The 13,216-nt window shown below is 42.8% G+C and carries 9 protein-coding genes; 3 read left to right on the forward strand and 6 right to left on the reverse strand.

The genetic code is table 11. The features are described from left to right. Positions 1-176 precede the first annotated feature (176 nt). The 6 genes from R7F67_RS21240 to R7F67_RS21265 form a co-directional block, all read right to left on the reverse strand. Positions 177-395: a DUF2835 domain-containing protein gene (locus tag R7F67_RS21240; protein ID WP_005377440.1), complete on the reverse strand. Its 219-nt coding sequence runs from the start codon at positions 393-395 to the stop codon at positions 177-179. A 65-nt stretch (positions 396-460) separates the two neighbouring features. Next, complete coding sequence (pepN, locus tag R7F67_RS21245; RefSeq protein WP_053304490.1) at positions 461-3,067, reverse strand: aminopeptidase N; 2,607 nt, start codon at positions 3,065-3,067, stop codon at positions 461-463. A gap of 226 nt (positions 3,068-3,293) precedes the next feature. Then, positions 3,294-3,959, reverse strand: a complete 666-nt coding sequence (locus R7F67_RS21250; RefSeq protein ID WP_053304489.1) for a hypothetical protein — start codon at positions 3,957-3,959, stop codon at positions 3,294-3,296. 194 nt (positions 3,960-4,153) lie between these two features. After that, the gene (prc, locus tag R7F67_RS21255; protein ID WP_017634279.1) at positions 4,154-6,160 is read right to left on the reverse strand and encodes a carboxy terminal-processing peptidase; all 2,007 of its coding nucleotides are present in this window, start codon (positions 6,158-6,160) and stop codon (positions 4,154-4,156) included. A 17-nt stretch (positions 6,161-6,177) separates the two neighbouring features. Beyond that, complete coding sequence (proQ, locus tag R7F67_RS21260) at positions 6,178-6,804, reverse strand: RNA chaperone ProQ (RefSeq protein ID WP_005377435.1); 627 nt, start codon at positions 6,802-6,804, stop codon at positions 6,178-6,180. A gap of 97 nt (positions 6,805-6,901) precedes the next feature. After that, positions 6,902-7,375: a GAF domain-containing protein gene (locus R7F67_RS21265; protein ID WP_005377433.1), complete on the reverse strand. Its 474-nt coding sequence runs from the start codon at positions 7,373-7,375 to the stop codon at positions 6,902-6,904. A 92-nt stretch (positions 7,376-7,467) separates the two neighbouring features. On the opposite strand from R7F67_RS21265, the gene R7F67_RS21270 reads away from it, so the two are divergent. From R7F67_RS21270 to R7F67_RS21280, 3 genes are read left to right on the forward strand one after another with little or no spacing between them, the layout of a single operon-like run. Continuing rightward, positions 7,468-9,264 carry an ABC transporter ATP-binding protein gene (locus R7F67_RS21270; RefSeq protein WP_005377431.1) on the forward strand — a complete coding sequence of 599 codons (1,797 nt, stop codon included), beginning with the start codon at positions 7,468-7,470 and terminating at the stop codon, positions 9,262-9,264. Positions 9,265-9,288: 24 nt separating this feature from the next. Then, positions 9,289-10,539: a paraquat-inducible protein A gene (locus tag R7F67_RS21275; RefSeq protein ID WP_005377429.1), complete on the forward strand. Its 1,251-nt coding sequence runs from the start codon at positions 9,289-9,291 to the stop codon at positions 10,537-10,539. Beyond that, entirely contained in the window at positions 10,532-13,180 is a 2,649-nt protein-coding gene (locus tag R7F67_RS21280; protein WP_054576878.1) for an MlaD family protein, read from the forward strand. The genes R7F67_RS21275 and R7F67_RS21280 overlap by 8 nt, the downstream gene beginning before the upstream one ends. Positions 13,181-13,216: the final 36 nt, after the last annotated feature.

The raw sequence follows: 13,216 nt of genomic DNA on the forward strand, positions 1-13,216 counted from the left end.
GTTTTGTAGGGGGACTTAGTAGCTAGGTTGTTACCTTAGAAACTAAGCATAGGTAATGCATGTGCCCATTGTAAAAGCATAATTACAAATGTTTAACAACTAATCGTAGTGGTAAGAGGTGAAATGTCCGATTCTGTGACTAAGATTCCTATTTAACTCTCTGCAAATACAATACATCACAGAGTTTCTAACTTAAGAAACTTATTATTTTGGTCAGTTGTTAGTCTAAACTGGCCTCTAACGCCCAATTGACTAAGAAATGGTCTAAATCTCGCGGCGGGTAACTGCAAACGCAAACCGTTGTGTGTGACAACTTGAACAACACTTGCCGCACCAGAATAATGAGATAAAAACGTTTGATATGAAATGTTGAGATTGAAGTAGTAATAGTTCATGAAGTGAAAACTAAGTGACATAAACAAATAAGGTGGCCTTAATGACCACCCTATTGTGTTGTTTACTATTCGTCTAGTGCTTTAGTCACTTTTTCGAATAGATCTTTAGCAAGATTATCCATTGCTTTGAGCTTTTCAAGTTCTGCACGAATCATTGCTTGGCGAGCTTCATCGTATTTACGGAACTTAAGCAAAGGATCAATCATTCGAGAAGCTACTTGTGGGTTCGAATCATTTAGTTGGCGAAGAATTTCACCGGCAAACTGGTAACCTACACCGGATTTATCATGGAAACGTACAGGGTTCGCACTTAAGAACGAGCCAATTAAGCTGCGCGTACGGTTCGGATTTTTCAAACTAAATGCTTCGTGGTTCATGGTTGCTTTTACTTTTTCAAGAGCATCCTCTGCAGGATTGCTACCTTGCAGTGCAAACCACTTATCCATAACCAAACCATCGTGCTTCCATTTATCGCTGTAATCAGCCATAAGTGCTTCACGACACTCGAGCTGAGCGTTATTTGCAGCACTCATCGCAGCAATCGTATCTGTCATGTTATTTGCAGATGCGTACTGCGCGTTGACTAAATCATTACCTTTTTCCGTATGTGCAAGGTACTGAAGGCAACGGTTACGTAAAGCACGCTTGCCAATAGCAGCATGGTCGATCGTATACTCTGTTTGCTTAAGCGTGTGATAAGTCGCACTTAGCTCATCTTCTAACTCTTTGGAAAGTGACACTGTAATGCTGTTTAGCACTTTGTCTACGGCATCGATATCAATTTGCTGGTACCAACCAGTAATCTCATTGATTGAAGGCATAGAGAAAACTTGAGCAATGAAAGCTGGCTCAAGCGTTTCATCCAACAGCACACCGCGGAAAGCATCTATCACACCTTCAGAAAGCGATACTTCTTGTCCCGCTTGAACGTTTTTCACATTCTGACGAATGTATTTAGCCAATAGCATTTGGCTAGCGTCCCATCGAGCAAAATCGTTCGTTGCGTGCTTCATCAAGAAGACTAACTCGTCATCGCTGTAATCGTATTCTAATTTGACTGGTGCCGAGAATTCACGCAACAAAGATGGCACTGGCTGTTCTTCGACATTTTCAAATACGAACGTTTGCTTATCTTGTTTAATATCCAGCACGTTATGAACAGATTCACCGTTACTCATCAATGGGATAACTTGACCTTTCGAATCATACAACTCGATATCGAACGGGATATGCAGCGCTTGTTTTTCTGCTTGGTCTTGCGTCGGCTCCGTAAATTGCTCTACCGTTAGTGCGTAAGTTTTTGCATCAGCGTTGTATTCGCTATTTACGCGCAGCGTTGGTGTACCCGATTGGCTGTACCACAGACGGAACTGTTTTAAATCAACACCGGTGGCATCTTCCATTGCAGAAACAAAGTCTTCACACGTCGCGGCGGTACCATCGTGACGTTCAAAATAAAGTTTCATTCCTCTTTGGAAGCCCTCTTCGCCAAGGAGTGTATGGTACATACGAATAACTTCGCTGCCCTTTTCATACACCGTTAGCGTGTAGAAGTTATTCATCTCAATGACTTTGTCAGGACGAATCGGGTGAGACATTGGGCTTGCATCTTCCGCAAATTGAGGACCACGAATAATACGTACGTTATCAATACGGTTATCAGCACGAGAGCCTAAGTCAGAAGAGAATTCTTGGTCACGGAATACGGTTAAGCCTTCTTTTAGACTTAGTTGGAACCAGTCACGACAAGTGACACGGTTTCCAGTCCAATTGTGGAAGTACTCATGACCGATCACAGCTTCGATGCCTAAATAATCACGATCTGTCGCAGTTTGATCGTTCGCCAGCACATATTTTGAGTTAAAAATGTTCAAGCCTTTGTTTTCCATTGCACCCATGTTGAAGAAATCAACAGCAACGATCATGTAAATATCCAGATCGTATTCCAGGCCAAAGCGTTCCTCATCCCACTTCATCGAGTTGATCAAAGATGTCATCGCATGGCCTGCACGATCTAGGTTACCTTTATCAACAAAGATTTCTAAATCAACACTGCGACCTGACATCGTTGTATATTTGTCACGCAATACATCAAAGTCGCCTGCAACAAGGGCGAACAAGTAAGCTGGTTTTGGATGCGGATCCTGCCATTGAACCCAATGACGACCGTTCTCTGCATCACCTTCTGCAATTCGGTTACCATTGCTCAGCAAATATGGGTAAGCCGCTTTATCTGCGATCACTTTTGTTGTGTATTTTGCTAGAACATCCGGACGGTCTAGATAGTACGTGATACGGCGGAAGCCCTCAGCCTCACACTGAGTACAAAATGCGCCGCCTGATTTGTACAAACCTTCGAGTGCTGTATTCGCTTCAGGATCAATTTTGGTGACGATTTCAAGTTCAAACTCGGATGGAAGATCGGTCAGTACCAGCGATGACTCCTTCACCTCGTGATGAGCCCAATCCTCACCATTTACTTTTACAGCGCGTAGCTCAAGCCCTTCGCCATCGAGTTCTAGCGTTGTTGTATCGCCTTTTTGAGCAACTTTTGATACCGCCGTAACGATTGTGTCATTGTCATATAGATCAAAAGTAAGATCGATATCAGTAATCGCATGAGATGGCTCTTTATAATCTTTACGATATTTGGCCAGGGGAGCTTGAGACATGAGCATAAATCCTTGTATGTCGAACAACAAAAATACCAGACTGCATGATCAAAAATGCATTTCTGGTATCACTATATAAGCTATTTGTAGGGGTTGTGGTATCAGAATACAAGTCTTTCCATCAAAAAACGGAGCTTTTAGTGCTCTAGCTCCGTTTTTTGATTAACATTTAAACAACATTAATGACTTACCGTACGCACGCGTAATTTGGCGCATGTTAAAGGCATCATGGCGTAACTCTATTGAGTACGGCGTACATATCACCATTGGAATCTTCGATCGTTAGCTCATTCTTGTTGAGCTTATACGTGGTTCCATGCTCGCCATTTTCATACAGCAGAACCAAAAACTCATCTTCTGTGTAAAACACACCTTGTTTGATGGACTCATCCCCTTCTTCGTTCGAAACCCTAAACATGAACACGAAATCAGGTTGAAGTATCAAATCCATCTGATTAATGTTGTTGGCCACAAGACCGTCGCCAGATACGTGAGAGCTAGACCACATACCTGCAAGTGAATTGGATAATCCCTTAGTGAATGTTACACCATTAAGATCAAGCGTATTATGGTTGTTGCGATAGGCATAAATTTGAGGCTCGTCGGTGTTTAAACCAAGAACGATTGTGTCTTCATTTGCGTTATACAGCCCTTCCCAATGGTCAACGGAATAGTCTTTCTTTTGAATATCAATAGAAAAGCTGTAGTCAGAACCTAATGAGAGTTTGATCGCACGAAAGTTTTCAGCCGACTCTTCGGGGTTTGGGTTCATCAAATACCAGTCTCCGATGAGAAACGGCGTGTCAAAGTGACTTAATTCATCTTCTCTGGTGTTTTCTCCACCAAACACACTAAAGCAGCAAAAGCTAAGTAAAATAAAGAACCACTTCATATCGGCATCCTTATCGTTTTCTTTTAGCTTAGCCAGTAGTCCTCACTTTCGCGAAATTTTAGATGTAGATCACGTAAATTATTGGGGGAAAATAAGCGAATATCTTGCTCGATATCGAGACAGCGGAAGACAAAAAGGCATAAAAAAAGAGTGAATCTGAAAGACTCACTCTTTTTATTCTAAATTGCCAGTTATTATGACTGATTTTCCTGCTTAAGTAGATCGACCATAATCGCGACAGACTCATCTAAATAAACATCAGGAGCCTCGTAGTCTTTTGGTATGTCATCCAATGTTTTAAATGCTTTTTTACCCAAAGCAACTTGACGTTCATTTATGCGTTGTAATCGAAGGGCTTCCGCTTTATCCGATTCAGCCTTACGAACTTTTTCGTTCAAAGACAAAGTATTATCGTCTTTTTCTTTACGATATTTCTCGATGTCTTCATTGATAAAGCGGAACTCCATTTCATCAGAAATACGCTTGTTATGAAGAGCAGTAAGTTTTTCAACTAAGGCGTCGTTACTTGGAAACGTTTGATATTGTGCTTTATCAATCTGATCCCAAGGTAAAGCATTGTCTTCAACACTTTCACCTGTTTCAGAAGCCTCAATTGGCGTTGGGTACGAAATATCTGGTGCAACACCACGATTTTGCGTACTTCCACCGTCAATACGATAAAACTTCTGAATCGTGTACTGAACATAACCTAGCTCTTTATCGAAAAGATCGTAAATATGATTCAGTGAACGATGTTGCTGAACTGTACCTTTACCGAAAGAGTTTTCACCTAAGATGATTGCACGATTATAATCTTGCATTGCCGCTGCAAAAATTTCAGATGCTGAAGCACTGTAGCGGTTAATCAACACCGTCAATGGGCCATCATAACTCACTTTTCCATCGGTATCGGCATTCACCTTGATGCGACCATAGCTGTCACGAACTTGAACTACAGGACCTTCTTTAATGAATAAACCTGTCAATGCCGTTGCTTCTGTTAGCGCACCACCGCCATTGTTGCGTAGATCAACGATTACGCCGTCAACGTTTTTGGTTTTCAACTCAGCTAGTAATTTATCGGTGTCTTTCGATAAGCCGACGTAGAAACTTGGTACTTCTAAAATACCAATCTTCTTACCGTCTTTTTCGATGATTTCTGACTTAACTGCACGATCTTCTAAGCGAACTTTGTCACGAACAATTGTGACAATGTAACTCTTCGCATCGTTACCTTCTGGCAAGATCTGTAGATTAACCTTTGTGCCTTTAGGGCCTTTGATTAACTGAACAACATCATCCAGACGCCAACCGATCACGTCGACAATTTCTTCACCGTCTTGTCCAACACCAGTGATTCGGTCCCCTTCACCAAGTTGCTTACTCTTTGAGGCCGGACCGCCAACAACAAGTGAACGAATTACTGTGTAATCGTCTGTCATTTGCAAAACGGCGCCGATGCCTTCTAGAGAAAGGTTCATTTCCGATTGGAATTGCTCGGCATTACGTGGAGAAAGGTAGCTTGTATGAGGGTCAACCTGTCGCGCGAAGGCATTCATATACAACTGAAATGCGTCTTCATTGTTGGTCTGTGTGATGCGCTTCATCGCGTTGTTATAACGCTTCTCTAAAACTTCTTTAATCTCTGGCCACTCTTTGCCAGTCAGTTTCAGATTTAACGCGTCATATTTCACACGCTTGCGCCACAACTCGTTGAGCTCTGCTTCGTCTTTTGGCCATGCGGCCTCAGAGCGGTCTAACTCTATCTCGTCATCGGTATCAAACTTGATCTCTTCATCGAGTAGAGTTAACGCATAAGCAAAACGATCGAAACGCTTCTGCATTGAGAGGTTGTAAACATCAAAAGCAATTTGGTTGTTGCCCGATTTAAGCTGATCATCAAGCTCGACTGACCAATTTTTAAATGAATCGATGTCTGCTTGAGTGAAAATATTTCTATTGTAATCAAGCAACTCTACATAGCGTTCAAAGATCGCTTTAGAGAAATCATCATTGAGGCTGAAGTGCTTATAATGAGAGCGGGTAAATCGCGAGGTGACTCGTTTGCTAGCTGTTTCATGCTGAACTTCAGGAGAAAGAACCGGCAGGTCATCTTTATGTAGTTTGGCTTCAAGAGCCTGAGCTGATGCTGCTAGCCATAAGCTAGCAGCAATCAGGGTCACTTTTGAACGGCAATTCATGCGTAGGAGTATCTCCTTTATGCGCGCAAGTGCTCCGCTTTCACAACCATTTGTAGGCCGTTAGCAAGTTGAACACGTACATCATCCTTATTGATTTCAACAATGGTCGCTGCCATGTTTCCTTTGCCCATGTTCACGTTAACTGCGTTACCTACTGTGATTTCATCAGCATTTAGAGCGCGCGTTTCTACAGGCTTAGTTGGTTTTTGTACTTTTGGTTTATTAGTACGACGAGGCTGTTGAGGCTTTTTAGCCGCAGGTTTCGCTTTCGCCTTACCCTCTTCACGAGCTTTTTGTGCTTGTTCTTTACGACGAGCCTGAACTTTCGCCTTGCTTTCTGCAAGTGTCGCTTTCGCGTGTTCAACGTGCTCTTCTTCTAGCTCACCACAAGGGTTGCCATCTAGGTCTACACGTACTGCACCTGGTTTTACACCGTGTAGGTAACGCCATGATGAAGTGTACTGTCTTAACGCTGCACGAAGCTGTGTTTTGCTTACTTTTTCGTCTTCATTTAGACGTTCCGCAAGATCTTGAAAAATACCAATTTTCAGAGGTTTTGCTTCACCTTCTAAAGTAAAGCACTTAGGGAAACATTCAGCAATATATGCAATAACTTCTTTGCTGTTTTTTAACTTTTCAGTCATGAGGGGTCCTGATTTGAGCGGATTTCCGCGAGCATTAAGAAAAAATATTCTCGTATTATAGTGACATGCCAAGGAAAAACCACACTCGAAGGCTAATTTATGCGTCGTTCGCGTGTGAATTAAGCAGCTTTTCTACTTCAACCATGAAATGAGTGAGACCTTCTTCGTCTGTTTCATTAAATCGCCCAATACTTGGACTATCAATATCAAGTACACCAACCACCTTTCCATTAATAGAAAATGGAATCACAATTTCTGAATTGCTCGCTGCATCGCACGCAATATGCCCCTCAAATTCGTGAACGTCGTATACTCTTTGTATAGTATTAGTTTGTGCAGCAGTACCGCAGACGCCTCGACCCATTGGGATACGAACACAAGCTGGTTTTCCTTGGAACGGACCAAGAACAAGCTCTTCACCTTTTGTTAGGTAAAAGCCTGCCCAGTTAAGATCGTCAAGTTCCATGAAAAGCAATGAGCTCAAGTTTGCTAGGTTCGCAATAAAGTCTGGTTCAGACTCAATTAGAGCAACAGCTTGTTTGGTTAGTCTTTGGTATTGTTCTAAGTTCATATTAACTTCCTACTTACTATAAAAGCTTCCATTCTCAATGTATGGCGCTAAAATGCAGCCCTACTTTATAATAGGACTTATTCTCAATTACAATGCTTCTGAAAAATGACACTATTAGCCGTTCTTGGTTGATAACACAAGTAAAAAAGCACAAGTCCAAGCTGATCATAGCGAACTTGATAGCGGTGCTTGCAACCTTGATTAGTGTTCCAATTCCCCTCCTCATGCCTTTGATGGTTGATGAGGTCTTATTGGACCAACCTGCAAAAGGCTTAGATGCCATGAATGCCATTCTCCCTGAAGCGTGGCACACTCCGACAGGCTATATTTTCTTCACCCTATTCTTGGTTGTTCTTATGCGAGCTGCGAGCCAAGGATTAAATATCCTTCAAAGCCGACAATTTACGCTTGTTTCAAAAACCATCACGTTTGAGATGCGCAGTAAAATGATCGACAAACTCGGCCGTATCAGCATCCGACAATACGAAACCAAAGGTAGCGGAGGAATCAACGCACACCTTATCACTGACATTGAGACCATTGATAAATTTATTGGTTCTACGTTAGCAAAATTCGTTATCAGTTTTCTGACTGTTATTGGTACTGCTATCGTTCTACTTTGGCTCGATTGGCGACTTGGTCTGTTTATCCTGTTAGTTAACCCTATTGTCATTTATTTCTCACGTAAACTAGGCAGTATGGTTAAACATCTGAAACGGAAGGAAAATCATTCTTTTGAAATTTTCCAAAACCGTTTAGTTGAAACATTAGATGGAATCTACCAACTACGCGCGGCCAATAAAGAGCGAGAATTTCTCCAGCAACTCAAAGACAGTGCGAACCAAGTTCGCGTTGATGCAGACAAGTATGCTTGGCAATCTGAAGCGGCTGGTCGCGTTTCTTTTCTTCTCTTTTTGATCGGCTTTGAATTATTCAGAGCTGTCGCAATGTTAATGGTCATGTTCAGTGACCTTACTATTGGCCAAATATTTGCCGTTTTTGGTTACCTATGGTTCATGCTTTCTCCTGTTCAAGAGTTGCTTGGGATTCAGTTTTCTTGGTACAGCGCTAAAGCCGCATTAAAACGCATCAACGACTTATTAGAGTTAGAAGAAGAGCAGAGACCGGTTCCTAAGGTAAATCCTTTCAAAGAAGGTAGAGAAGTTGATGTTAAAGTAGAAAACATTAATTTCTCTTACAATAATGAAAACAAAGTCCTAGATAATCTTTCTTTACATATGCCGGCAGGAAAGAAAGTGGCGTTGGTTGGTGCAAGCGGCGGTGGTAAGTCAACCTTGATACAATTACTTATTGGGGTTTACCGTCAAAACTCCGGTAGCATTCGCTTTAATGATGAATTAACAGAAGATATTGGTTTTGAAGTAATTCGCGACAAAATTGCCGTGGTATTACAGCAACCTATACTATTTAACGATACCTTGAGGCATAATCTAACGCTTGGTGGGAATTTTGACGAAATGTCACTTTGGCGTGCGCTTGAAGTGGCTCAGCTGCATGATGTAATTTCTCAACTTAACCACGGCTTGGATACTCAAGTTGGTCGTAATGGCATTCGTTTGTCAGGAGGTCAACGACAACGGCTTGCCATTGCTAGAATGGTGCTGAGTAATCCTCAATTTGTTATTTTAGACGAAGCCACGTCTGCGCTAGATACCGCTACTGAAGCGGCTTTACACAAAGCACTGACCGAGTTCTTACGTGGTAGAACAACATTAATCGTTGCGCACCGACTATCCGCTGTGAAACAAGCCGATTTGATCTACGTGCTTGAAGATGGGAAAGTGACGCAAACAGGTACTCATGGTGAGTTAGTTGAGCAAGAAGGCTTATATCAAACCTTATATGGGGGCATACAGTCCCACGCTTAAATCGTTCAAGCTAGAGAGGTCGTTATGACCTCTCTGTCTAAGCACGCCATGCAACCCAATAACGTACGTTTGTGCCAAGGTTGTGAATTGCCTGTCGACATCGTCGACTTACCCCATGGCAAAAATGCACACTGCCCTCGTTGTGGTACACAATTATATCGCGGAGGTAGCCCTAGCCTCTCTGGTAATCTAGCCGTCGCGATAACCTGTATCCTACTATTTATTCCATCGCACTTTTTTAACTTTATTAGCATCCGACTCTTTGGTGTGATGATTCCGGCAACCCTGCCTTCAGGGATGATCACATTGATGGAAGAAGGATTTGTTCTTCTTTCATTGCTCATTCTATTTTGTAGCTCTCTAGCGCCACTGACGGTTTGTGTTTCAGTGGTAACGGCGCATATTTCTTTACATCAACGATGGTTCCGTGGGCTTCGTATCTCACTGTGGCTAATTCAACATTTGAAGCATTGGGTTATGTTGGATGTGTTCTTAGTTAGCATCGCCATTTCCTGTTTTAAACTCCAAGATTATTCCGACATTTTCGTCGGCCCAGGGTTAATTGGTCTGGTTCTTTTGCAGATATTTACCGTTTTGTTAGTTTCAAGAATCAGCGTGCGTCGTTATTGGGAAGCTTGGAAACCAGAAAGTTTATATGCTTTTGAGCATAAAGATGTGCATTGCCATGAATGCCACTTGTCCCAGCCTGAAGGTGACCATTGCCAGCGTTGTCATCACGAGTTATATCATCGCAAGCCAAACTCCATTCAGAAAACATGGGCTTACCTCATCGCAGCAACGGTCGCCATCTTCCCCGCTAACCTGATCCCTATTTCCATCTTGCTTACCAATGGTAAGCGTTTGGAGGACACTATTTTTTCAGGCGTGGCTGGTTTGGTAAAAAGCGGCATGTATGGAATCGCTGCGATCATTTTTGTTGCCAGTATCGTTGTCCCGGTGATTAAAATACTTGGGCTCGCCTACATCATGCTTTGCATCCAATTCAAACGTTCGGTGTTTAAGAGACAACGAATGATGGTTTACTTTGTTGTTAAATGGATCGGTAAATGGTCTGTGATGGATTTGTTTGTTATTTCTATCATGATGACGTTAGTCGATCGTGGTCAGATACTGGATTTCACACCAGGATATGGCGCGGTAGCATTTGGTGTTGTCGTTGTATTGACCATGCTTGCAGCAGAAAGTATTGATCCAAGGCTAATCTGGGACCAAACAAGCCCAAAACAATCAGAAAAAGAGTCAATGAATGAGTGATCAGAACAGTTCTCAAACGTCATACGTACCAGATGTAAAGCGGAGTAAAGGCATATCTCCTCTTTGGCTGTTGCCAATTTTGACCATGGTCTTAGCTGGCTGGCTTGTTGTGAAGTCGATACACGATGCAGGACAACGAGTGCAAATCTATTTTTCTGATGCCGCAGGTCTTGTCGCCGGCCGAACCACTATCCGTTACCAAGGATTAGAAGTCGGCATGGTAAGAGACATTAACCTCACCGAAGATCTCGGCAGTATTTATGTCGATGCTGATATCTATCCTGAAGCTGCAAAGTTACTGAACGATAAAACACGCTTTTGGTTAGTAAAACCAACAGCTAGCCTAACGGGAGTTTCCGGACTGGATGCGCTCGTCTCAGGTAACTACATCTCGATTCAACCCGGAGATGGTCAAGAGTTTGAGACAACATTCCATGCGTTAGACTCTGCCCCAACAGATTTACGCGTTTCTCAAGGTTTGAATATTAAGCTCAAAAGCCGTGATTTAGGTGGTGTATCGGTTGGCTCTCAAATTGTTTATAAGAAAATCCCAATCGGTGAAGTGTACAGTTACCAGCTAGATGAAGATGCAAAATCTATCACTATTCAAGCCAACATTCAGGATCAATACCGACATATTATTAACAACCGCAGTCGATTCTGGAACGTCAGTGGAATTGGTGCCAGCATCGGTTTTGAAGGTGTCGATGTAAGACTAGAAAGCATGAGTGCCTTACTAGGTGGCGCCATCGCCGTCGACTCTCCGGATGATGGTGAGCCTGTAGAAGAGAACACCGAGTTCCGTTTGTATAAAGATTTGAAAACTGCTGGTCGAGGCATCGCGGTTAAAATCGTCCTACCTGATGACAGCAAGATCAGCGGAGAAGGCGCTCCAATTATGTATCGCGGAATCGAAATTGGCCAAGTGACGGACTTGAGCCTTTCCGAGGGTCGAGAAGTGATATTGGCGTCAGCGGCAATTCAACCCGCTTTTAGTGACATGCTGACGACAGGTACTCGATTTGTTTTAGAAGAAGCAAAAGTGTCCCTTTCTGGTGTTGAAAACATTGCTAATTTAGTGCGAGGAAACTTCTTAACGATCGTGCCGGGCGCGGGTGAACGCTCTCGCCGCTTTACTGCCATTCGTAAAAACGTGTTTAACCAACAGCAAGAAAAGTCCATCGCGATTCGGTTGGTGTCCGACAATTCGTTTGGCCTAGATAGCGGTGCCAATGTACTTTATAAAGGCATCGTTGTTGGTTCAATCATCAAAGTGGGCCTAGTTAAGGAAGATAAAAAATCACAACACGAAGTATTTATGGATGTATTGATTGACCATGAATACAAACATCTGATCAAATCAAACAATCGTTTTTATGTAACCGGCAGTGCGTCAGCAGAGTTAACTGAATCCGGGCTCAGCGTTACCGTTCCTCCAGCAAAGCAGTTGTTAACCGGGTCAATTAGTTTTGTGAGCGAAGGCAAGCAGGATATTCAAAAAGAGTATCAACTGTTCCAAAATGAATCATTGGCTGAATTGGCGCAGTACAATCAAAGTGGCTCTAGGGCTCTAACACTATTTGCTTCTGAATTGCCGCCGATTTCCAAAGGCAGCCCTCTACTCTATCGTAATCTTCCAGTTGGTAACGTCTCCGATTTCCAACTAGTTGATGGCGGAGTACTAATTAAGGCTACTATCGAAAACCGCTTCGCTTATCTTGTAACGCCAAAAACCGTTTTTTGGAATCGTTCAGGGATTGAGATAGATGCATCATTAGCTGGCGTCAGTGTGAAAGCACACCCTTTGAAGTCGTTAATCGAAGGTGGCATCGCTTTTGACTCCGTGCCAGGCGTTGAAAACAAAATCGGAGAAAACTGGAAGCTGTATTCTGATCAAAAAACCGCTCGCAAGTTTGGGCGCGTCATTGCTTTAGAAACCGACGGTTCGCAAGAGATTGCTAAAGGAATGCCGATTGAATATCAAGGTGTTAAAGTTGGTGAAATCACTCTGGTTGTACCGAATTTTCGTCGTAACATGGTTGAAGTCACTGCAAGGATCCTACCTGAATACGTAGAAAACATTGCGGTTGAAGGTTCACATTTTTGGCTAACTGAACCAGAAATTGGTTTAGGTGGCGTTAAAAACCTCGGAGCGTTGGTGTCGAAATCCATCAGTGTTGAACCAGGTAAAGGTAAAGCCAAATTTGATTTTCAGTTAGAAAATAGTTCAGAACGCGTGCATGGAATCATGTTTACGTTACAAAGTGAACAAAGAGGCTCAGTACAAGTCGGTACACCTATTCTTTACCGCCAGATGGAAGTTGGCCAAGTGACCGACGTAAGCCTAGGAGAATTTGCTGATCGCATCGTCACAACTATCAAAATACAGCCTGAATACGCTTACCTCGTTCGTCAAAACAGTGTGTTCTGGAATGTTTCAGGAGTAGATGTTTCCATCGGGCTTACCGGCGCTAACATCAAAGCGGGAACCTTTGATAGTTTAGTTCGCGGAGGAATTGCGTTTTCAACGCCAGAGCAATCGACTATTCCACCAGCGGCAAAGAGTGGGCAATCTTTCTTTTTGTATTCACAAGCTGAAGAAGGTTGGACTCAATGGCGTACAGCGATTCCTAAGCCGTAGAATAAAGCTCAATTCACGTACAATTGAAGTTTGATC

It is taken from the genome of Vibrio sp. YT-17, from assembly GCF_033337375.1.
Classification (GTDB): domain Bacteria; phylum Pseudomonadota; class Gammaproteobacteria; order Enterobacterales; family Vibrionaceae; genus Vibrio; species Vibrio alginolyticus.